Source organism: Streptomyces sp. NPDC050619 (assembly GCF_040654815.1).
Taxonomy (GTDB): domain Bacteria; phylum Actinomycetota; class Actinomycetes; order Streptomycetales; family Streptomycetaceae; genus Streptomyces.
Genome location: NZ_JBFAIR010000001.1, coordinates 383,166 through 405,299, shown reverse-complemented (window position 1 = coordinate 405,299; position 22,134 = coordinate 383,166). Strand labels below are relative to the sequence as shown.

Here is a 22,134-nt window from a genome sequence, read left to right as displayed (position 1 = left end):
TGACAGACTGACCGCGGCCATAAGCGCCGAGTTACCGAAGTGGGCCGCCATGAGTGAGAACAGTGCTACGCGTGTGCTCGAAGAGGGACAGAAAGATGGCCAGATTCGAGCATCGGATCTTCGGCCGCTGCTCGCCGCGATGACCGCCGTCCGGGACGGTGACTTCTCCAAGGTGCCCGAGTCGGGGGACGGCGTGGTGGCCGAACTGACCGCCGTCTTCAACCAGATCATGGACCGCAGCACGCACTTCAACACCGAAGTACGGCGGGTGAAGCGGGAGTTGGTGCGGCACGGTCGGCTCGACGAACGGCTCTCGGCCAGCCCGGGCCAGGGCGCGTGGACCTCCCGGGTGAGCGAGGTCAACCAGCTGCTCGACGCCCTGGTGGCCCCGGCGGCGAACGCGACCCGCGTGCTGGACGCGGTGGCCGGCGGCGATCTGACCCAGCGGGTCGATCTGCACGACGGCAGCCGGCAGTTACGCGGTGACCTGCGACGGCTGGGCCGGGCCGTGAACAAGATGGTGGACCAGCTCTCCCTGTTCACCGGCGAGGTCACCCGGGTCGCCCGCGAGGTCGGCACGGAGGGAAGGCTCGGCGGGCGGGCCAAGGTGACGGGACTGTCCGGGAGTTGGCGGGACGTGACCGAGGCCGTCAACACGATGGCGTCCCGGCTGACAGCACAGGTGCGGGACATCGCCCTGGTGACCACGGCGGTGGCCCGCGGCGACCTGACCCGCACGGTCACGGTCGAGGCGACCGGCGAACTGCTGGAGCTCAAGCTGACCGTGAACACGATGGTGGACCAGTTGTCCGCCTTCGCCGACGAGGTCACGCGCGTGGCCCGCGAGGTCGGCACCGAAGGCCAGTTGGGCGGGCGCGCTCAGGTGCGGGGCGTCTCCGGCGTCTGGAAGGACCTCACCGACAACGTCAACTTCATGGCCTCGAACCTGACCTCGCAGGTCCGCAACATCGCCCAGGTCACCACCGCCGTGGCCAACGGCGACCTGAGCCAGAAGATCACGGTCGACGCCCAGGGCGAGATCCTGGAGCTGAAGTCCACCATCAACACGATGGTCGACCAGCTGTCCGCCTTCGCCGACGAGGTCACGCGGGTCGCCCGCGAGGTCGGCACGGAAGGCAACCTCGGCGGGCGCGCCCAGGTGCGAGGCGTGTCGGGGGTCTGGAAGGACCTCACCGACAACGTCAACTTCATGGCGGACAACCTGACGTCGCAGGTGCGGAACATCGCCCTGGTGTCCACCGCCGTGGCCCAGGGCGACCTCGGCAAGAAGATCACGGTGGAGGCGAAGGGCGAGATCCTGGAGCTGAAGTCGACGATCAACACGATGGTCGACCAGCTGTCCGCCTTCGCCGACGAGGTCACGCGCGTGGCCCGCGAGGTCGGCACCGAGGGCAACCTCGGCGGCCAGGCGCAGGTGCGAGGCGTGTCGGGCGTCTGGAAGGACCTGACGGACAACGTCAACTTCATGGCGCTGAACCTGACCTCGCAGGTCCGCAACATCGCCCAGGTCACCACGGCCGTCGCCAACGGCGATCTGTCCAAGAAGATCACGGTCGACGCCCGCGGCGAGATCCTCGAACTGAAGGACACCGTCAACACGATGGTGGAGCAGCTGCGCGCCTTCGCCGACGAGGTGACCCGCGTGGCCCGCGAGGTCGGCACCGACGGCCGGCTCGGCGGACGCGCCCAGGTGCTGGGCGTCCTGGGGGTCTGGCGGGACCTCACCGACAACGTCAACTACATGGCCGACAACCTGACCTCACAGGTCCGCAACATCGCCCAGGTGGCGACGGCCGTGGCACAGGGCGACCTGTCGAAGAAGATCGACGTGGACGCCCGCGGCGAGATCCTGGAGCTGAAGACCACCATCAACACGATGGTCGACACCCTGTCCTCCTTCTCCTCCGAGGTCACGCGCGTGGCCCGCGAGGTCGGCAGCGAGGGCCAACTGGGCGGCCAGGCACGGGTGGAGGGCGTGTACGGCACCTGGAAGCGCCTGACGACGAACGTGAACGAACTCGCGCTGAACCTCACCACCCAGGTCCGCGCCATCGCCGAGGTGGCCTCGGCGGTGGCCCAGGGCGACATGTCCCGCTCCATCTCCGTGGAGACGCGCGGCGAGGTCTCCGAGCTGAAGGACAACATCAACCTGATGGTGTCCAACCTCCGCGAGACGACCCGGGCGAAGGACTGGCTGGAGTCGAACCTGGCCCGCCTGGCCGCGCTGATGCAGGGCCACCGGGACCTGATGGAGGTCGCCGACCTGATCCTGCGCGAGCTGACCCCGCTGGTGAACGCCCAGTACGGCGCGTTCTTCCTGGCCGACCCGGATGAGGACGGCACGTCACTGCGCACCACCGTCCCCGCGAAGGGGCTCGCGTTCATAGCCGGGTACGGCGCGGCGCAGGAGGCCACCGTCGAAACGGGCGGTCTCCCGGTGCACGGCCTGGTCCGCCAGGCGGCCCGCGAGAAGAAGCGGATCCTCTTCGAGGAGGCCCCGCCGGACTACATCAAGATCAACAGCGGCCTCGGCGAGGCGGCGCCCACCAGCGTGGTCATCATCCCGATCCTCTTCGAGGACAAGCTCCTCGGCGTGATCGAACTGGCCTCCTTCTCCCGCTTCTCCGACGTCCACCTGGCCTTCTTCGACCAGTTCGTGAACACCATCGGCGTCGCCATCAACACGATCATCGCCAACTCCCGCACGGAGTCCCTGCTGGGCGAGTCCCAGCGCCTGGCCACGCAGCTCCAGGAACGTTCCGACGAGCTCCAGAAGCAGCAGGCGGAGTTGCAGCGCTCGAACGCGGAACTGGAGGAGAAGGCGGCCCTGTTGGCGACCTCCTCCCAGTACAAGTCGGAGTTCCTGGCGAACATGTCGCACGAACTGCGCACCCCCCTGAACTCCTTGCTGATCCTGGCCAGGCTGCTGTCGGACAACCCGGACGGCCATCTCTCCGACCAGGAGGTCCAGTTCGCGACGACGATCCACCGCTCCGGCTCGGACCTGCTGCAACTGATCAACGACATACTGGACCTGTCGAAGATCGAGGCCGGCCGGATGGACGTACGCCCGAAGAAGCTGCCGCTCATCAAGCTGCTCGACTACGTCCACGCCACGTTCCGCCCGCTCACGCTGGACCGGGGGCTCGCCTTCGAAGTGGCCGTCGGCGAGGACGTACCGCGCGAGATGTACTCGGACGAGCAGCGCCTCCAGCAGATCCTGCGCAACCTCCTGTCCAACGCGATCAAGTTCACCGCGTCGGGCCGGGTCGAGCTGCGGGTGAACCGCGCGAAGGACCCCGAGCACCACTACGTCCAGGGCAGCGATGAGGTGGTCGCCTTCGAGGTCTCCGACACCGGCATCGGCATCGCCCCCGAGAAACTCCCGGTGATCTTCGAGGCGTTCCAGCAGGCCGACGGCACCACGAACCGCAAGTACGGCGGCACAGGCCTCGGCCTGTCCATCAGCCGCGAGATCGCGGGCCTGCTGGGCGGTCGCATCATCGCCGAGAGCGAGCCCGGCAAGGGGTCCACCTTCACGCTGTACGTCCCGGTCGTCAGCCCCGGCCACTCGGCGACCGGCCCGACCTCGGAGGACCGCGCCCTGCCGGCGCCGGACGGGCCGGCGGCCGAGCCCTACGCCGCGCCTCACGAGCCGGACGACTCCTGGCCGGCACCCACCAGACTGGACGCATGGCAGTCGGGCCGGCCGGGGCAAGTCCTGTCCGGGCGCCGGGTGCTGATCGTGGACGACGACATCCGCAACGTCTTCGCTCTCACCCATGTCCTGGGCCGCGTCGGCATGCCCGTCCTGTACGCGGAGAACGGCCGCGAGGGCATCGAGACGCTGGAACGCAACCCGGACGTCGAACTCGTCCTGATGGACATCATGATGCCGGAGATGGACGGCTACGAGACCATCGCCGCCATCCGCCGCACCCCGCGCTGGACGGGCCTGCCCATCGTCGCGCTCACCGCGAAGGCGATGCCGGGCGACCGCGAGGAGTCCATCGCGCGGGGCGCCAACGACTACGTACCGAAGCCCGTGGACGTCGACAAGCTGCTGACCGTCGTCTGCGCCCTCCTGGACCCTGAGAGCGCCGACGTCGAGGAGGCCGCGGTCCCGCCGACGGACGACTGAATGAGGCCAGTCACATGAGCGCTGAGGCAAGGACCGCGGAGCGCGCCAGCATCCTCCTGGTCGACGACATGGAGGACAACCTGGTCGCGCTGGAGGCCGTCCTGAGGTCCCTCAACGAACCACTCGTCCGCGCACGTTCGGGCGAGGAGGCGATGAAGGCGCTGCTCAGGCAGCAGTTCGCCCTCGTCCTGCTCGACGTGCGCATGCCGGGCATGGACGGATTCGAAACCGCCGCCAACATCAAACGACTCGACCAGACCAAGAACGTCCCGATCATCTTCCTCACCGGCGCGGACGACGACTCCGGCTACGCCTTCCGCGGCTACGCGACCGGAGCCGCCGACTACTTGACCAAGCCCTTCGACCCATGGGTCCTACGAGCGAAGGTCAACGTGTTCCTGGACCTGCACCGCAAGAACCAGCAACTGGAGCGGAAGCACACCGAGTACGGGGAGGTGAGCATGCGGTTGGCGGAGCTGGAGGACCAGTTGAACGGGGAGAACCCTCTGGACCTACCGGCTTTGCGCAGGCAGGTCAGGGAGCTACGCCAACTGGTCACGAGGGGGGCGTGAACTGACCTTTAGGGGCGCGGGGAACTGCGCGACCAGCCACAACGAACCGTCAGCCGCCAACAGTCCCCCGCCACCCCTCCGCTTCCGCGCTACGCCTCCCGCGCCCCCGAGTACATCTCATCAATCAAATCCCCGTACTCCCGCTCAACCACCGGCCGCTTCAACTTCAAACTCGGCGTAATCTCCCCATGCTCCACATCAAGATCCCGAGGCAACAACCGAAACTTCTTGATCGTCTGCCACCGCTGCAACCCCTCGTTGAGCTCCTTGACATACCCCTCGACCATAGAAACCGTCACCGGCGCAGCCACAACCTCCGCGTACGACTTCCCCTCCAGCCCGTTCTCCTTCGCCCAGTCCAAGATCGAAACCTCGTCCAAAGCGATGAGCGCCGTACAGAAGTTCCGGTCGGCCCCGTGCACGAGGATGTTGGACACGTACGGGCACACCGCCTTGAACTGCCCCTCGACCTCAGCAGGCGCGATGTACTTGCCGCCCGACGTCTTGATGAGGTCCTTCTTGCGGTCGGTGATCCGCAGGTAGCCGTCCGGAGACAGCTCACCGATGTCACCGGTGTGGAACCAGCCGTCCGGCTCCAGAACCTCCGCGGTCTTCTCGGGCAGCCCGTGGTAGCCCTCCATGATGCCGGGCCCGCGCAGCAGGATCTCGCCGTCGTCCGCGATGCGCACCTCCGTGCCGGGCAGCGGCTTGCCGACCGTGCCGGTGCGGTAGGCCTCGCCGGGGTTCACGAAGGAGGCGGCGGACGACTCGGTCAGGCCGTAGCCCTCCAGGATGTGGATGCCCGCGCCCGAGAAGAAGTAGCCGATGTCCGGCGCGAGCGCGGCCGACCCCGAGACACACGCCCGCAGGTTGCCGCCGAACGCCTCGCGGATCTTGGCGTAGACGAGCGCGTCGGCGACCCGGTGCTTGGCGCTCAGCCCGAAGGGCGCCGAGGCCGTGCCGGTGCGCCGGAAGCTGTCCTGGCTGGCCTTGGCGTATTCGCGGGCGACCTCGGCGGCCCACTGGAAGATCTTGTACTTGGCGCCGCCGCCCGCACGGGCCTTCGCGGCGACCCCGTTGTAGACCTTCTCGAAGATGCGCGGCACGGCCGCCATGTACGTCGGCCGCACGACCGGCAGATTCTCGATGATCTTGTCGACACGGCCGTCCACGGCGGTGACGTGCCCGACCTCGATCTGCCCGGAGGTGAGTACCTTGCCGAAGACGTGCGCGAGCGGCAGCCACAGGTACTGCACGTCCTCGCCGCTGATCAGCCCGGTCGCGGCGATCGCCTTCGCCATGTACGACCAGCTGTCGTGCGGCAGGCGGACGCCCTTGGGGCGGCCGGTGGTGCCCGAGGTGTAGATCAGGGTGGCGAGCTGGTCCCTGGTGATCGCGCCGACCTTCTCCTTGATCAGGTCGGGGTTCTTCTCCAGGTACGCGGCACCGCGCTGCTCCAGCTCGGCCATGGTGAGCACCCAGTCGCCGGTCTCGACGCCGGCCGGGTCGATGACGACGACGTGGGTGAGCTCGGGCAGCTCCGCCCGCTTCTCCTTCGCCTTGGCGAGCTGGGACGCGTCCTCAGCGATCAGCACCCGGCTGGCGGAGTCGGAGAGGATGAACGCCGACTCCTCGGCGTTGGTCTGCGGATAAATCGTGGTCGTGGCGGCGCCGGCGCACATGATGCCCAGGTCGGCGAGGATCCACTCGAGCCGGGTGGAGGAGGCGAGCGCGACACGCTGCTCCGGCTGCACGCCCAGCTCGATCAGGCCGGCCGCGATCGTGTAGACCCGCTCGGCGGCCTGCGCCCAGCTCAGCGACTTCCAGTCGTCCGGGCCCTCACCGGCCGCGGGCGGCACCGGGTAACGGTAGGCCTCGGCGTCCGGCGTGGCCGCCACGCGCTCCAGGAAGACGGCCGCCACGCTCGGCGGACGGTTCTCGATCAGTGTCTGTGTGTCGCTCACGACATCCTCCGTGGCCCGCGACCGTACGGCTGGCTCATTGTGTCTGTTGTTTAACTCGCGAGTAACTACCGAGTAGGGATCAGAGTAGAGCGCGACCGGCCGGTGTGTAAGGGGCGGCGGCCTGTCACTTCGTACAGAGAGCTTCGTACCGAGAGCGACGCTACGCACGCGTAGGGGCTCACCGCGCTGACACGCGGCGAGCCCTTATTTTGACGCTGAACGGCCGCTACTTCTTGCCCTTGCCGGAACCCGCGTTCTCGTCGCTGGACAGGACGGCGATGAAGGCTTCCTGCGGAACTTCCACGGAACCCACCATCTTCATGCGCTTCTTGCCCTCCTTCTGCTTCTCCAGCAACTTCCGCTTACGGGAGATGTCACCGCCGTAGCACTTGGCGAGGACGTCCTTGCGGATGGCGCGGATGGTCTCGCGGGCGATGACCCGGGAGCCGATGGCGGCCTGGATGGGGATCTCGAAGGCCTGGCGCGGGATCAGCTCGCGCAGCTTGGCGACGAGCCGTACGCCATACGCGTACGCGGCGTCCTTGTGCGTGACGGCGGAGAAGGCGTCGACGCGGTCGCCGTGGAGCAGGATGTCGACCTTCACCAGGTGGGCGTCCTGCTCACCGGTGGGCTCGTAGTCCAGGGAGGCGTAACCGCGCGTCTTGGACTTCAGGTTGTCGAAGAAGTCGAAGACGATCTCGGCGAGGGGGAGCGTGTAGCGGATCTCTACGCGGTCCTCGGAGAGGTAGTCCATGCCGAGGAGGGTGCCGCGGCGGGTCTGGCAGAGCTCCATGATCGAGCCGATGAACTCGCTGGGAGCGAGGATCGTGGCCCTCACGACCGGCTCGAAGACCTTGTCGATCTTGCCCTCGGGGAACTCGCTCGGGTTGGTGACCGTGTGCTCCTTCCCGTCCTCCATGATCACGCGGTAGACCACGTTGGGCGCGGTGGCGATGAGTTCGAGGTTGAACTCGCGCTCCAGGCGCTCACGGATGACGTCGAGGTGCAGCAGTCCGAGGAAGCCGACGCGGAAGCCGAAGCCGAGGGCCGCGGAGGTCTCCGGCTCGTAGACCAGGGCGGCGTCGTTGAGCTGGAGCTTGTCCAGCGCCTCGCGGAGGTCGGGGTAGTCCGAGCCGTCCAGCGGATAGAGGCCGGAGAAGACCATCGGCTTGGGGTCCTTGTACCCGCCGAGGGCCTCGGTGGCGCCCTTGTCCTTGCTGGTGATGGTGTCACCGACCTTGGACTGACGGACGTCCTTCACGCCGGTGATGATGTAGCCGACCTCGCCGACGCCGATGCCGTCGGCCGGTGTCATCTCGGGGGAAGAGACGCCGATCTCCAGCAACTCGTGGGTGGCGCCGGTCGACATCATCTTGATGCGCTCGCGCTTGTTGAGCTGGCCGTCGATGACGCGGACGTAGGTGACCACGCCCCGGTAGGAGTCGTAGACCGAGTCGAAGATCATCGCGCGGGCGGGGGCGTCCTTGACGCCGACCGGGGCCGGGACGTCGCGGACCACCCGGTCGAGGAGCGCGTCCACGCCGATGCCGGTCTTCGCCGAGACCTTGAGCACGTCATCGGGGTCGCAGCCGATGAGGTTGGCCAGCTCCTCGGAGAACTTCTCCGGCTGCGCGGCCGGCAGGTCGATCTTGTTCAGTACGGGGATGATCTTGAGGTCGTTCTCCATCGCCAGGTAGAGGTTGGCGAGAGTCTGGGCCTCGATGCCCTGGGCTGCGTCGACGAGCAGGACGGTCCCCTCGCAGGCGGCGAGCGACCGCGAGACCTCGTAGGTGAAGTCGACGTGTCCCGGGGTGTCGATCATGTTGAGGATGTGCGTACTGCCGGGATCCCCGGTCGGGGCCCAGGGCAGACGCACGGCCTGTGACTTGATCGTGATGCCGCGCTCGCGCTCGATGTCCATCCGGTCGAGGTACTGAGCGCGCATCTGCCGTTGCTCAACCACACCGGTCAGCTGGAGCATCCGGTCGGCGAGCGTGGACTTGCCGTGGTCGATGTGCGCGATGATGCAGAAGTTGCGGAGCAGCGCCGGGTCGGTACGGCTCGGCTCGGGCACATGGCTAGGGATCGCGGGCACGCAGGGTCCTGATTCTTGAGGCGTCCGCAGTGTCTGCGGTCTCGGGTCGGATCGATACGTAGCTTCCATGGTCCCACGGGCGGGCACCGACGCCCGGTTTGGGCCACTCGACGGCCCACTGGTAGCCTGGGTGGCTGTGTCTCATGCCCTCTCAGCGCGAGGCACGACTTCGAGAAATCATCGGCACGGGACCCTGCGGCCCCGTGCCTGAACCTGTAGAGGCTCATTCGTGGCGAACATCAAGTCCCAGATCAAGCGGAACAAGACCAACGAGAAGGCCCGGCTGCGCAACAAGTCGGTCAAGTCCTCTCTGAAGACCGCGGTCCGCAAGGCCCGTGAGGCCGCTGCCGCGGGTGACGTCGAGAAGGCCACCGAGTACCAGCGCGCTGCCGCGCGTCAGCTCGACAAGGCCGTCGCCAAGGGCGTCATCCACAAGAACCAGGCCGCCAACAAGAAGTCGGCGCTGGCGTCGAAGGTCGCGTCCCTCAAGGGCTGAACTCCTTCTTTGATCTGACCTTTGATCTGACCGCCGGAGGGAATCGAGCGGGCCCTCTCTCATCCGCTCCCGTCCGGCACCCCTAGGAGCCACGCGCGGACGCGTTCGCCACGCGGGCGTGGCTCCAGCAGCTTGAGCAGTTTGAACCCGAAGGCCCCGGCGCCCGCCCTTCCCCAGGGCGGGTGCCGGGGCCTTCGGCGTACGCGCGCGGCCCGCCGCAGTCAGGACCAGAATGCGTTGCTCTTGTCGATGTCCTCGAGGCACTCGTCGAGGTCGCTGATCTTGTCTCCGACGATCCGGAAGACGATGCCGCCGTTCTCGTCGATGTGCTTGCTGCCCCGGTCGGCCGTGAAGCGGTGCACGGTGACGGCGTGCCCGCGGCCGTCGACGAATATGTTGCGCAGCTCGACCTGGAACGACCCGTCGGTCTCCGAGTAGAGCCGGCTGTAGTAGTCGTTGATGATCGAGTCGATCCCCTTGAAGTCCCCCGAGAGCGGGTGGGAGCCGGGTACGTGGTGTGTACAGTCTCCGGTCATGATGCTGCGGAGGGTGTCCATGTCTCCGCGCTGGAAAGCTTCGTAGCCCTTGCGGACGAGCATGGCGTGCGGGTGTTCAGCCACGGCGATCGCCACCTTTCCTGATCCGGCGAGGTACGGCTGATACGCACAATTCTCCTCGCCTGGGAGGGATGGGCTACTGGATCACGCCCGCCCTCGGGACCGCGCCGCCTGCGCGATCGCCACGACCGCCTTCTCCAGGGCGTACGCGGGATCGTCCCCTCCGCCCTTCACTCCCGCGTCGGCCTCGGCGACGGCCCGCAGCGCGACGGCCACCCCGTCCGGCGTCCACCCCCGCATCTGCTGCCGTACCCGGTCGATCTTCCACGGCGGCATCCCGAGTTCCCGCGCGAGATCGGCGGGCCGCCCGCCACGCGCCGACGACAGCTTCCCGATCGCCCGTACGCCCTGTGCCAGCGCGCTCGTGATCAACACCGGCGCCACTCCGGTCGACAGCGACCACCGCAGCGCCTCCAGCGCCTCCGCCGCCCGCCCCTCGACCGCCCGGTCGGCCACCGTGAAGCTGGAGGCCTCGGCCCGCCCGGTGTAGTACCGGCCGACGATCGCCTCGTCGATGGTCCCCTCGACATCCGCGACCAACTGCGAGACCGCGGACGCCAGTTCCCGCAGATCACTGCCGATCGCGTCGACGAGCGACTGGCAGGCCTCGGGCGTGGCCGACCGCCCGACCGCGCGGAACTCGCCCCGCACGAACGCCAGCCGGTCCGCCGGCTTCGTCATCTTCGGGCACGCCACCTCCCGCGCCCCCACCTTGCGCGCGGCGTCGAGCAGCCCCTTGCCCTTGGCCCCGCCCGCGTGCAGCAGCACGAGGGTAATCTCCTCGGCGGGCGACCCGAGATACGCCTTCACGTCCTTGACCGTGTCGGCCGACAGATCCTGCGCATTGCGTACGACGACGACCTTGCGCTCCGCGAAGAGTGACGGGCTGGTCAACTCCGCGAGCGTCCCGGGCTGCAACTGGTCCGGGGTCAGGTCACGTACGTCCGTGTCGGCGTCGGCGGCCCGGGCGGCGGCCACCACCTCCTGCACGGCACGGTCGAGCAGGAGGTCCTCCTGGCCCACGGCAAGAGTCACCGGGGCGAGAGGGTCGTCATTCGCAGTCTTTCTGGCCATTGCGTACAGCATGGCACGCGGCACTGACAACGCGGTCCCGGTGCCGAGCGCGGACTGCGGTACAGGCGGTCGGCAGAGTTACGGCTCCTCCCGCCACCCGTCCCACTCCCCGGCGAACTCGTCCAGCTCGCGGGGATCCAGCCGCTCTCCCTCGTCCCGCAGCACGACGAGCCACTGCGCGTCCTCGGCATCGTCCTCACCGGCCAGGGCGTCCCGCACCAGCCGCGGTTCCTCGTCGACGCCGAACCGCTCCCCGAGCGCCTGCGCCACCTCTTCCGCGGCATCACGGTCGGGCAGCACCAGCACATGTCTCACATCACTCACGAGGCCATTGTCCGGTAACCCCACCGGCCCGCGACCGGCACTCCCACCCGGGGCTCTCACCGGGAACTCTCAGCGGGGGCTCCCACCGGGGGCCGCACCGCCGGCTCAGCCCTTGCGGACGACCTGCACGTCGAGGTCGATCCGAATACTGGGCCCGACCACCGCGATCCCCCGCGCCAGCATCGTCTGCCAGCTCACCGTGAAGTCGTCCCGGCGCAACTCGGTCGTGGCCCGGCAGGCCGCGCGCACCTCGCCCTCCATGCCGTTGCCGAGCCCGAGGTACTCCGTGTCGAGGGTGACCGTGCGCGTCACTCCGTGCAAAGACAGCGCGCCGGTGATCGCCCACCGGTTGCCGCCCTTGTGCACGAACCGCTCGCTGTAGAACTCCAGCGTCGGGAAGCGCTGCACGTCCAGAAAGTCCGCCGACCGCAGATGGTCGTCGCGCATCCTGACGTTCGTGTCGATGGACGCCGCGTCGATCACCACGTGCATCGCCGAATGATCCACCTGGTCGGCCATGCGTATCACCCCCGCGAAGGAGTTGAACCGTCCGTGGATCCGGGCCAGCCCGATGTGCCGCGCGGTGAAGCCGATCGAGGAGTGCGTCGGCTCGATCTCCCAGTCCCCGGGCGACGGCAGCTCGGGCGGCCGGGCCACCTGGAGGGTCACGTCGCCGAGCGAGGCGAGCGCGTTCTCCCCGACCGTGGCGGTCGCCCGGTACGGCGTGTATCCCTCGGCCGAGACCGCGAGCCGGTACTCCCCGGCCGGCACCGTCGTCACGAACGACCCGAAGGGATCCATACCTCCGCTGACCACCTTGCGGCCGGTGGTGTCACTGACCGCGAACTCGGCATGTGTCACCGGCTCGTTGACCGGATCGAGCACCCGGCAGCTGAGCACCCCGGCACTCGGCGGAGTATGCACCGCCGCCAGTGGACTCGTCCGTTGCACCCGTTTTGTTCGGCTTCCCAGCCAGCTGCCGATCATCTTCGACACCCCTGCGCGATTCGACATCACTGTTGGCGAAGATGCATTCGACCACCGATGAGGCATTCGAGGCAAGACGAGACCACATCACGGGAATCCAGCACATGTGCCGGATCTAAGGACGAGTGGCCCCGCATGGCTCGAATCAGCCATTCCGGTTGGTATTTCACACCGTCGGCACAGAGTCGAGTTCGATGCCGAACCGCTCCCGGTATACCGCAAGCACCTCCTCGTCCGTGTCCAACTCGCGCTCCTCGTGCGTCCCGTCCGCAGCCGTCGTCTTGAAGGTGCGGCCACTGAGCGTGATCCTGCCTCCCTCCTCCGTCACCCGCGAGCAGACCAGCGACTGCGTGAAGTGTGAGAGCGGCGAGGTGCGGTGCCACCAGGCTCCGGCCACGAAGTCACCGAGCACGCGCGGCCGCGTCTCCAGCCGGTACTGCGGCCTGCCGTTCACGACGACATCCAGGTCCGCCGCGTCCGGCCCCGCCTCGACGATCCGGAACATGCCGCCGGGATCCTCCTGCTCACCGCGCGCCTCGAACGCCAGCGGGTAGTGACTGTGCGCCCCGAACCCCACGTCGGCCAGCCACTCGCCCCCGTCCGCCGTCCGCACCCGCAGCGCGAGATGGTCGTACGGAATCCCGAGCCGCCCCTCCGCCCCGTGCACCCGCGCCGCGAGCAGCCCGACCTCGAATCCCAGCGCGGCGAGCAACGCCCCGAACGCTCCGTTCAGTTCGTAGCAGAACCCGCCCCGCCGCGCGCCCACCAGCTTGTCCAGCAGCCGGTTCTCCTCCAGCACGATCTCCTCGTCGAGATGGACCGACAGGTTCTCGAAGGGCACGGTCTGCAGATGGCGCAGGTGCAGCTCGCGCAGGACGTCGGCCGTGGTGGCGGTGGGCCACGCCGGGCGCTCGACTCCCAGACGGCGGAGATAGGCATCGGCCTGTGCGGAATCCATGACCTCAGTCTCGCGCCACCCGAAGCTCTCCGCCGCCCGTACCCTCACCTCCTCCGGCGACCGCGAGTGCTCCGTCCCGATCGGTGCGCAGCACCGCCGCGCCCCCGGCTCGCAGGGCCGCGACCGTACCGGGAGCGGGGTGCCCGTACGGGTTGTCGGCACCGCAGGAGATGAGCGCCAGCCGCGGGGCCGCCCTGCGTATGAGTTCCGGATCCTGGTAGGCCGAGCCATGGTGGGCGACCTTGAGTACGTCCACCCCGCCCAGCCGCGCGCCCGCCGCAGACCTCAACAGCCCTTGCTGAGCCGGGGGTTCCAGATCTCCGAGGAGCAGGAACCGCAGCCCGCCCGAGCGGACGAGCAGCGCGACACTGGCGTCGTTCGGCCCCTCCGGTTCCGGTGCCGGCCGGGGCGGCGGCCACAGCACCTCCCAGGCCAGCGCCCCGGTGCGCCGCTGCTCTCCGGCGACGGCACGCGTCACGGGGATGCCCCGGGCGGCGGCCTCCCTGCGGACGAACTCGGCCTGGTCCGCGGGCTCTGAGAAGCCCGTCGTCTCGATCGCGCCCACCGCCCGCCCGCGCAGCACTCCGGGCAGCCCCGCCACATGGTCGGCGTGGAAGTGGGTGAGCACGACCAGCGGGATCCTGGTGATGCCGAGCGCGCTCAGGCAGTGGTCGACGAGCATCGGGTCGGGCCCGGCATCCACGACCACCCCCGTGCCGTCGCCCGCCGCGAGCACCGTCGCGTCGCCCTGTCCGACGTCGCACATCGCCAGCCGCCAGCCCGGTGGCGGCCAGCCCGTGATCACCCTCGTCAGGGGCGGCGGCTGCACCACCACCAGCAGGAGCAGCAACCCGCAGGCACCGCACAGCCAGGGGTGCCCCAGCAGCCGTCGCCCGACGAGCAGAACGACCACCGTGACGAGGCAGAGCAGCGCCGCCCCCGCCCAGGTGTCCGGCCAGTCCACTCCCCCACCGGGCAACGCCGCCCCGGTACGGGCGATCCCCGCGATCCACTCCGCCGGCCAGCTCGCGCCCCAGGCCAGCGCCTTGGCGACCGGCATCGCCATCGGCGCCGCGGCCAGTGCCGCGAAGCCCAGCACCGTGGCCGGCGCGATCGCGAACTCCGCGAGGAGGTTGCACGGCACCGCCACCAGGCTCACCCGCGCCGACAGCACGGCGACCACCGGCGCGCACAGGGCCTGCGCGGCGGCAGCGGCGGCCAGCGCCTCGGCCAGCCGTGGCGGAACCCGGCGCCGGCGCAGCGCGACACTCCAGCGGGGTGCGATCGTGAGCAGGGCGCCGGTGGCCAGGACCGAAAGCAGGAAGCCGTAGCTCCGGGCCAGCCACGGGTCGTACAACACCAGCAGCAGGACGGCCGTCGCCAGAGCCGGGATCAGCGATCTGCGGCGTCCGGTCGCCAGCGCGAGCAGCGCGACGGCCCCGCAGGCCGCGGCCCGCAGCACGCTCGGATCCGGTCTGCATACGACGACGAAGCCGAGCGTGAGCCCTCCGCCGAGCAGCGCGGTCGTCCGGAGCGAGATACCGAGCCGGGGCGCGAGTCCACGGCGCTCGACGAGCTGGGCGAGCCCGGGCGGCCCGACGAGCAGGGCCAGGATGATCGTGAGGTTGCTTCCGGAGACCGCGAGCGTGTGCGCGAGGTCGGTCTCCTTGAAGGCCTCGTCCAGTTCCGGAGTGATCCGTGCGGTGTCCCCGACGACCAGCCCCGGCAGCAGCGCCCGGGCGTCCGCCGACAGTCCGTCCGTGGCCTCCCGCAGCCCGGCGCGCAGCCGGCCCGCGAACCGCTGCGGCGCCGACGGCTCGCCCACCACCTCCGGTGCCGCCCGCCCCCGTACGCGCAACACGGCGGCGATCCGGTCGCCACCCACCGCCGCGGGCGCCAGCCGAGCGATCACCCGCAGCCGAGTGGACGGCAACAGCCCGAGCCAGGGCGAACGCCTCGGCCCTTCAGCGAGGGCCGACGATCCGAACGGCGATCCAGTCGCCGTTGTGGCCGGCGATCCGTATGGCCGTCCGGTCGGCGATCCAGTCGCCGTTGTGGCTGGCGATCCGTCTGGCCGTCCGATCGGCGAGCCGTGCGGGGATCCAGTCTGCGATCCGGTCGGCGATCCGGCCGACGCCTCGTCGCTGACGGGACGGCCGGCGCCGAAGCCCGCGTCGACGATCACGAGCACCGGTGCACGCGTCGCCACCACCGTCCCGTCGGCCGTCCCGTCGGCCGCCTCGACGCGTCGTACGTCGGCGTTGATCAGCACAGAGGTCGGCGCCGCGTGATTCCCGCTGATCCGCGGCCGGGTGAGCCGGGGGTCGGAGGTCACCTCGATCTCGGCGGTCGCGGTGGCGTACTGCCGGGCCAGCTCAGGCACCGGCCCGCGCCGCAGATCGGCTCCGTGGAGCCCGGCGGACACGGCGGCCGCCGCGACACAGAGCAGCACGGCGGCAACCGAGGCACGCGCCCAGGTGATCCGCCCGGGACGGGCACGTGACCGCGCGGACACGAGGAGGGCGCCGGCCGCGACAAGGCTCACGGCCGCGAGACCGGTGACCCACCTCGGTGGGGCGCCCAGCGTCACCGCGGCCGTCGCCCAGGCCGCGAGTGCGGGCGGTACGAGTCGTAGGTCGGTCGGTCCTTCCTGTCGGGGGTGCGCCGCCCCCAGCCGTTTACCGGAGGCGGCGTGGACGGCCTGGCGGGGGACGGATGCGGCGTGGACGGCGGGACGGGGTCGGGAGGCGCCGTGCTCGGGCGGCACGCCGGGGGTGCGCCTCATGGCCGTACGAGATTTCGGAGGTCGGCGAAGCGGCGGTCGCCGATGCCATTGACCTCGCGCAGCTCGTCCACCGAGCGGAAGCCGCCGTGCTGCGTGCGGTAGTCGACGATGTGCTGGGCCAGCACGGGGCCGACGCCCGGCAGCGTGTCGAGTTGGTCGACGGTGGCCGTGTTGAGCGAGACGGGGGCCGCAGGTGCCACCCCCGCCACCGCGCCGCCCGGAGCGCCGACGGCCGGACCGCCCGAGCCCGGCACCGGGACGGCGGCGGGAGCGGGAGCGCCGACGATGACCTGTTCACCGTCCACGAGGAAGCGAGCGCGGTTGAGTCCCTCGGTGTTCGTTCCGGGACGCACCCCACCCGCCGCGCGCAACGCGTCGGCGACGCGTGAACCGGCCGCAAGGCGGTGGACTCCCGGCTCGCGGACCTTGCCGCCGACGTCGACGACGATCTCGGGGCCGGCGGTGCCCACGGCACTCGGCGCACCGGCCGGGACGGCCGCGGGCGCCGTCTCCCCGTTCCGCTCTCCCTCCGCGTACGGCTGAGCCGCGCGCACCACTTCGGGCGCTCGGACGGATTCGGTCCGGCCGACCCAGAAGTGCTGGACGGCGAAGGCCGCGGCGACGACGAGCAGCACCGTGAGCGCGAGCACGTTCCGCCGCTCCAGTCCGCACCTCGTCTGGAGCCACACCGGCATCCGTTCCCGCAGCGCGAGCCCGGCCCGCAGGCGTCGGCCGCCCGCCACTGAACCGACCCCGGCGCCGGTCCCCTGGTCTGCCGGCGGCGCCTCCGGGCCCACGCTCGCCTCGGCGGCCGGCGCGTCCAGAGCAGCACCCGGCGTGTCCAGCACAGCACTCGGCGCGCGCACAACGGCATCCGGCGGATCCGGAACAGCGCCGGACCACCCTTGCCCCGACTCCCGCCATTCCCCGGCCCGTTCGGCGAAGAGTGCCTCCGCCCTGCGCCGGAGTTCGTCCGCCGACTCGCGCCGTTGCCGGGGTCGCCCCCGGGTGTGCGGGCGGTGATGACGACTGCGGCCGTCGGAAGCCGGGCCGCGTCCCGGACCGCTGGTCGCGATTGCTGTGCGTGAGCGTGATCGAAGTGCCATGCGCCGAGGATCGGACACATCGGCACTCTCGCGATGATCTTGGTCAATTCCCGGGGATTACCGCCCGGTTGTGGATAACTCCGTCACCCACACGAGCCACATGACGAACCGCATACACAGCACGAGCGAACCGCCGACCTCAACGAGGCGAGACCACAACCCCCAGCAACCCGGGCCCCGTGTGCGCCCCGATCACCGCCCCAACCTCGCTCACGTGCAGATCGGCGAGTCCCGGCACCCGCGCCCGCAAGCGTTCCGCCAGGGCCGACGCCCGGTCGGGGGCGGCGAGATGGTGGACGGCGATGTCGACCTGCGCGCTGCCCGCCCGGTCGGCCACGATCTCCTCGAGGCGGGCGATGGCCTTCGACGCCGTCCGTACCTTCTCCAGGGGTTCGATCCGGCCACCTTCGAGCTGGAGCAACGGCTTCACCGCGAGCGCGGAGCCGAAGAGGGCCTGCGCGGCGCCGATCCGGCCGCCGCGGCGCAGATAGTCGAGGGTGTCGACGTAGAAGTAGGCGCAGGTACCCGCGGCCCGCTTCTCCGCGGCCGTCACGGCCTCGTCCATCGTGCCGCCCGACTCCGCCACCTCGGCCGCGGCGAGCGCGCAGAATCCGAGGGCCATCGCGACCATCCCGGTGTCCACCACCCGCACCGGCACGGGCGCCTCGCGCGCCGCCACGAGCGCCGCGTCGTGCGTTCCGGAGAGTTCGGCGGACAGGTGCAGGGAGACGATGCCGGTGGCGCCGGACTCGGCGACCTTGCGGTAGGTCTCGGCGAACGCCTGCGGGCTGGGGCGCGAGGTGGTGACGGAACGTCGCTTCTGCAACGCCTGGGCCAGGGAACGGGTGGAGATCTCGGTGCCCTCGTCCAGCGCCTGGTCACCAAGGACCACGGTCAGGGGCACCGCTGTGATGCCGTGGCGCTCCATCGTCCGCGGCGGCAGGTAGGCCGTTGAATCGGTGACGATCGCGACATGGCGGGACATGAGCTGGAGGTTACCTGGCGTAGCGCGCGGACGGCAGCCCGACCCCTCTCACCTGGGCACCCGTGTCCGGATCAAGTGGTGCTCTCGGGGCGGGGCTTCTTCTGCCAGGGATACGTGGGACGCCGACCCGGCGGAGTGATGGCGGGCCGTGTGGGCCCCTCGGCCGTGTCTGCCCGGGGAGTCTCCGGCCACGTCTGCTGAGCGGTCGTGCCGTCGGCGGTGGGAGCCTCCGGCCACGAGGGCGGCGGTGTGGCGGACGCGGGCTCCGTCGTCGTCCAGTGCCGCAGGGCGCCGGCCTCGACGTCGATCTGCGCGCTCAACGAGTCCAGGTCGTCGTCGGCGAAACGGCGGGCCCGGTCGCGGGCCGCCCAGCGCAGCGAGTCCGCCGACTTGGTGATCCGCTCGGTGCGCTCACGCAGCGAGGGCAGCCGCTCGGCGAGGGTGCCGCGGTCGGGCTCGGACTCCAGGCGCTTGAGTTCGGCGTCCAGTTCGTGTCCGTGGGCGCTGAGCCGCTCGAAGAGGGCGAGGGACTCCTTGATGGACTCGTCCTCGGCCACGCTCGCGTGCAGCGCGTCCTGGGTGGCACGCATCGAGGTGCGCAGCTTCAGCCGCAGCTGGGCGATCTCGCCGGCCGATCCGGGCTGGGCGAAGGACTTGGCCCGCAGTGTGTGGTCCTCGACCGTGCGGCGGGCCTGGGTGACGGTGCGGTCCACGCCGCGCTTGGCGGCCCCGACCACCTTCACCGTGGCATAGGCGCCGAGCACGACGAAGAGCACGAAGAGCAGGGCGACTACTGCGATCACTGCTTCCACGAGCCTCTCCTCCGACTGTCGGCACGCACCGCGCCGCTCTTCCACGGTAAACGCAAAGGGCAGGCCCGGAGTTCCAGAAAAACCCCGAACCTGCCCGTAGGGGACTACCCCGAGGCGAACCGTCCGTACGTCTGCGTACGAGCCGGACGTCACCTCACCGTGTCGTCCGAGCCGGACATCACCTCACCGTGTCTACGCCGGAACGATGTTCACCAGCTTCGGCGCCCGCACGATCACCTTCCGGATCCCCGCGCCGTCCAGTGCCGCCACGACCTTCTCATCGGCCAGCGCGACCTTCTCCAGCTCGTCCTCGGAGATGGAGGGCGAGACCTCCAGGCGCGCCTTGACCTTGCCCTTGACCTGGACCACGCAGGTCACGGTCTCGTCCACGACGTACGCCGGGTCGGCGACCGGGAAGTCCTGGTGGACCACCGAGTCGGTGTGGCCCAGCCTGCGCCACAGTTCCTCGGAGATGTGCGGGGCCAGCGGGGCGACCAGCAGCACCAGCGACTCGGCGACGGACCGCGGCACCGGGCCCCCCGTCTTGGTCAGGTGGTTGTTCAGCTCGGTGACCTTGGCGATGGCGGTGTTGAACCGCAGCCCCTCCAGGTCCTGGCGGACACCGTCGATCGCCTTGTGCAGGGCGCGCAGCGTGTCCACGTCGATGTCGGCGTCCTCGGTGTCGGCCACCGCCACGGAGCCGGTCGTCTCGTCCACGACGTTGCGCCACAGCCGCTGCAGCAGCCGGAACTGGCCGACCACCGCGCGCGTGTCCCACGGCCGGGAGACATCCAGCGGGCCCATCGCCATCTCGTACAGGCGCAGGGTGTCCGCCCCGTACTCGGCGGAGATCTCGTCCGGAGTGACCGCGTTCTTCAGGGACTTGCCCATCTTGCCCAGCAGCCGGGAGACCTTCTCGCCCTGGTAGTAGTACGCGCCGTCGCGCTCCTCCACCTCGGCGGCCGGAACCGCGATGCCGCGGCTGTCGCGGTAGACGTAGGCCTGGATCATGCCCTGGTTGAACAGCTTGTGGAACGGCTCGGCCGAGGAGACGTGCCCCAGGTCGTACAGGACCTTCGACCAGAAGCGCGCGTACAGCAGGTGCAGTACAGCGTGTTCGGCGCCGCCGACGTACAGGTCGACGCCGCCGTGCGGCTGGCCCTCGCGCGGGCCCATCCAGTACTGCTCGATCTCCGGGTCGACCAGCTTCTCGCTGTTGTGCGGGTCCAGGTAGCGCAGCTCGTACCAGCAGGAACCGGCCCAGTTGGGCATGGTGTTGGTCTCGCGGCGGTACTTGCGCGGACCGCGTCCGTCGCCCAGGTCCAGGGTGACGGCGACCCAGTCCTCGTTGCGGGACAGCGGGGTCTCGGGCTGGGTGTCGGCGTCGTCGGGTGCGAAGGTGCGGGGCGAGTAGTCCTCGACCTCCGGCAGCTCCAGCGGCAGCATCGACTCGGGCAGGGCGTGGGCGATGCCCTCCTCGTCGTAGACGATCGGGAAGGGCTCGCCCCAGTAGCGCTGGCGGCTGAACAGCCAGTCGCGCAGCCGGAAGTTGACGGTGCCCTCGCCGACGCCCTTGCGCTCCAGCCACTCGGTGATGCGCGCCTTGGCGTCGACGACGCCCAGGCCGTCCAGCGAGATCTCGTCGTTGGCGGAGTTGATGATCTTCGCGTCGTACGACGCGAAGGCGTCCTCCCACGTCGACGGGTCGGTGCCCCGGCCGTCGGTCGGCTCGACGATGCAGTGGATCGGCAGTTCGAAGGCGCGCGCGAACTCGAAGTCACGCTGGTCACCCGCCGGTACGGCCATGATCGCGCCGGTGCCGTAGCCCATCAGGACGTAGTCGGCGATGAAGACGGGGACCTGATCGCCGTTGACCGGGTTGGTCGCGTACGCGCCGATGAAGACACCGGTCTTGTCCTTGGCCTCGGCCTGCCGCTCCACGTCGGACTTCGAGGCGGCCTGCGCGCGGTAGGCGGCCACAGCGTCCGCCGGGGTCGCGTGGCCGCCGGTCCACACCTCGTGCGTGCCCTCGGGCCAGGCGGCCGGGGTGAACTTCTCGACCAGCGGGTGTTCGGGGGCCAGCACCATGTAGGTCGCGCCGAACAGGGTGTCCGGGCGTGTGGTGAAGACCGTGATGCGCTCGCCGTCGATCGGGAAGTCGACGCGGGCACCCTCGGAGCGGCCGATCCAGTTGCGCTGTTGCAGCTTGATGGCCTCGGGCCAGTCCAGCGCGTCCAGGTCGTCCAGCAGCCGGTCGGCATAGGCGGTGATCCGCATGTTCCACTGGCGCAGCTTGGCCTTGAAGACCGGGAAGTTGCCGCGCTCGGAACGGCCGTCGGCGGTGACCTCCTCGTTGGCCAGTACGGTGCCCAGGCCGGGGCACCAGTTGACCGGCGCGTCGGAGGCGTAGGCCAGGCGGTACTCGCCCAGGATGTCGGCGCGCTCGGCGGCGGTCAGCCCGCTCCAGGTACGGCCGCCGGGCACCGCGCGCTCACCGGACTCGAACCGGTCGATCAGCTCGGCGATCGGGCGGGCCTTCTTCGCCTCGTCGTCGTACCAGGAGTTGAAGATCTGCAGGAAGATCCACTGGGTCCACTTGTAGTAGTCCGGGTCGATCGTGGCGAATGACCGGCGCTTGTCGTGGCCCAGGCCCAGTGCGCGCAGTTGGGCCTTCATGGCCTCGATGTTGGCCTCGGTGGACACGCGCGGGTGCGTGCCGGTCTGCACGGCGTACTGCTCGGCGGGCAGGCCGAAGGCGTCGAAGCCCAGGGTGTGCAGGACGTTGTGGCCGGTCATGCGCTGGAACCGGGCGTATACGTCGGTGGCGATGTAGCCCAGGGGGTGGCCGACGTGCAGGCCCGCCCCGGAGGGGTAGGGAAACATGTCCATGATGAACTTCTTGGGCTTGGCGGCCAGCTCGGGGTCGCCGGCCAGGTCACCCGTCGGGTTCGGCGCCGCGTAGGTGCCCTCGGCGTCCCAGAAGTCCTGCCAGCGTGCCTCGATCTCGCCGGCCATGGCGGCCGTGTAGCGGTGCGGCGCGACCACCTCGGCGGTGGCAGCGGGGTTCGTCTCGCTCATGATCCTCAAAGCTCCATCGATCGTCTCTGCCAGCGGCTGTGACATCCAAGAAACGAAAAATCCCCTCGCACAGGAGGGGACGCCGCGCCGATTCCGACCATCCGATTCGCCCGGTGGTC

Annotated in this window: 15 protein-coding genes; 3 read left to right on the top strand and 12 right to left on the bottom strand. The window is 69.8% G+C overall.

What is annotated here, in order from left to right; all coding sequences use genetic code 11:
* Positions 1 to 49: 49 nt before the first annotated feature.
* A complete protein-coding gene (locus tag AB0I77_RS01775; RefSeq protein ID WP_363280273.1) occupies positions 50 to 4,162 on the top strand; it encodes a HAMP domain-containing protein in 4,113 nt (1,370 codons plus the stop codon).
* A gap of 14 nt (positions 4,163 to 4,176) precedes the next feature.
* Positions 4,177 to 4,734, top strand: coding sequence for a response regulator (locus AB0I77_RS01770; protein WP_363280272.1), 558 nt, complete (start codon positions 4,177 to 4,179; stop codon positions 4,732 to 4,734).
* A gap of 89 nt (positions 4,735 to 4,823) precedes the next feature.
* Here the strand turns inward: AB0I77_RS01770 and AB0I77_RS01765 are convergent, their stop codons facing one another.
* Together AB0I77_RS01765 and lepA are read right to left on the bottom strand one after the other, a co-directional pair.
* On the bottom strand, positions 4,824 to 6,698 hold the full coding sequence (locus AB0I77_RS01765) for an AMP-dependent synthetase/ligase (RefSeq protein ID WP_363280271.1): 1,875 nt from the start codon (positions 6,696 to 6,698) through the stop codon (positions 4,824 to 4,826).
* 226 nt (positions 6,699 to 6,924) lie between these two features.
* Positions 6,925 to 8,793 carry a translation elongation factor 4 gene (lepA, locus tag AB0I77_RS01760; RefSeq protein ID WP_363280270.1) on the bottom strand — a complete coding sequence of 623 codons (1,869 nt, stop codon included), beginning with the start codon at positions 8,791 to 8,793 and terminating at the stop codon, positions 6,925 to 6,927.
* 229 nt (positions 8,794 to 9,022) lie between these two features.
* Between lepA and rpsT the strand changes: the two genes are divergently transcribed.
* Positions 9,023 to 9,289, top strand: coding sequence for a 30S ribosomal protein S20 (gene rpsT, locus AB0I77_RS01755; protein WP_363280269.1), 267 nt, complete (start codon positions 9,023 to 9,025; stop codon positions 9,287 to 9,289).
* A 221-nt stretch (positions 9,290 to 9,510) separates the two neighbouring features.
* Here the strand turns inward: rpsT and AB0I77_RS01750 are convergent, their stop codons facing one another.
* From AB0I77_RS01750 to leuS, 10 genes are all read right to left on the bottom strand, one after another.
* A complete protein-coding gene (locus tag AB0I77_RS01750; protein ID WP_363280268.1) occupies positions 9,511 to 9,909 on the bottom strand; it encodes a nuclear transport factor 2 family protein in 399 nt (132 codons plus the stop codon).
* 81 nt (positions 9,910 to 9,990) lie between these two features.
* Positions 9,991 to 10,980, bottom strand: coding sequence for a DNA polymerase III subunit delta (gene holA / locus AB0I77_RS01745; RefSeq protein ID WP_363280267.1), 990 nt, complete (start codon positions 10,978 to 10,980; stop codon positions 9,991 to 9,993).
* A gap of 78 nt (positions 10,981 to 11,058) precedes the next feature.
* Positions 11,059 to 11,304 carry a hypothetical protein gene (locus AB0I77_RS01740; protein WP_363280266.1) on the bottom strand — a complete coding sequence of 82 codons (246 nt, stop codon included), beginning with the start codon at positions 11,302 to 11,304 and terminating at the stop codon, positions 11,059 to 11,061.
* A gap of 105 nt (positions 11,305 to 11,409) precedes the next feature.
* Positions 11,410 to 12,291, bottom strand: a complete 882-nt coding sequence (locus AB0I77_RS01735; protein WP_363280554.1) for a YceI family protein — start codon at positions 12,289 to 12,291, stop codon at positions 11,410 to 11,412.
* A gap of 166 nt (positions 12,292 to 12,457) precedes the next feature.
* On the bottom strand, positions 12,458 to 13,249 hold the full coding sequence (locus AB0I77_RS01730) for an arylamine N-acetyltransferase (protein ID WP_363280265.1): 792 nt from the start codon (positions 13,247 to 13,249) through the stop codon (positions 12,458 to 12,460).
* Between the two features lie 4 nt (positions 13,250 to 13,253).
* Positions 13,254 to 16,034 carry a ComEC/Rec2 family competence protein gene (locus tag AB0I77_RS01725; protein ID WP_363280264.1) on the bottom strand — a complete coding sequence of 927 codons (2,781 nt, stop codon included), beginning with the start codon at positions 16,032 to 16,034 and terminating at the stop codon, positions 13,254 to 13,256.
* Positions 16,031 to 17,140: a ComEA family DNA-binding protein gene (locus AB0I77_RS01720; RefSeq protein ID WP_363280263.1), complete on the bottom strand. Its 1,110-nt coding sequence runs from the start codon at positions 17,138 to 17,140 to the stop codon at positions 16,031 to 16,033. The genes AB0I77_RS01725 and AB0I77_RS01720 overlap by 4 nt, the downstream gene beginning before the upstream one ends.
* A 139-nt stretch (positions 17,141 to 17,279) precedes the next feature.
* Positions 17,280 to 18,125 (bottom strand): DegV family protein, encoded by an 846-nt coding sequence (locus AB0I77_RS01715; RefSeq protein WP_363280262.1) that lies wholly within the window; start codon positions 18,123 to 18,125, stop codon positions 17,280 to 17,282.
* 71 nt (positions 18,126 to 18,196) lie between these two features.
* The gene (locus AB0I77_RS01710; RefSeq protein WP_363280261.1) at positions 18,197 to 18,937 is read right to left on the bottom strand and encodes a hypothetical protein; all 741 of its coding nucleotides are present in this window, start codon (positions 18,935 to 18,937) and stop codon (positions 18,197 to 18,199) included.
* Positions 18,938 to 19,129: 192 nt separating this feature from the next.
* Entirely contained in the window at positions 19,130 to 22,015 is a 2,886-nt protein-coding gene (leuS, locus tag AB0I77_RS01705) for a leucine--tRNA ligase (RefSeq protein ID WP_363280260.1), read from the bottom strand.
* Between the last annotated feature and the right edge of the window lie 119 nt (positions 22,016 to 22,134).

Excerpts from the sequence above, each read along its gene's own strand:
- leuS (WP_363280260.1), bottom strand. The coding sequence starts at position 22,015 with ATGAGCGAGACGAACCCCGCTGCCACCGCCGAGGTGGTCGCGCCGCAC.
- AB0I77_RS01715 (WP_363280262.1), bottom strand. The coding sequence starts at position 18,125 with ATGTCCCGCCATGTCGCGATCGTCACCGATTCAACGGCCTACCTGCCG.
- AB0I77_RS01725 (WP_363280264.1), bottom strand. The coding sequence starts at position 16,034 with ATGAGGCGCACCCCCGGCGTGCCGCCCGAGCACGGCGCCTCCCGACCC.
- AB0I77_RS01775 (WP_363280273.1), top strand. The coding sequence starts at position 50 with ATGAGTGAGAACAGTGCTACGCGTGTGCTCGAAGAGGGACAGAAAGAT.
- AB0I77_RS01735 (WP_363280554.1), bottom strand. The coding sequence starts at position 12,291 with ATGATCGGCAGCTGGCTGGGAAGCCGAACAAAACGGGTGCAACGGACG.
- AB0I77_RS01720 (WP_363280263.1), bottom strand. The coding sequence starts at position 17,140 with ATGGCACTTCGATCACGCTCACGCACAGCAATCGCGACCAGCGGTCCG.
- AB0I77_RS01730 (WP_363280265.1), bottom strand. The coding sequence starts at position 13,249 with ATGGATTCCGCACAGGCCGATGCCTATCTCCGCCGTCTGGGAGTCGAG.
- holA (WP_363280267.1), bottom strand. The coding sequence starts at position 10,980 with ATGGCCAGAAAGACTGCGAATGACGACCCTCTCGCCCCGGTGACTCTT.
- AB0I77_RS01770 (WP_363280272.1), top strand. The coding sequence starts at position 4,177 with ATGAGCGCTGAGGCAAGGACCGCGGAGCGCGCCAGCATCCTCCTGGTC.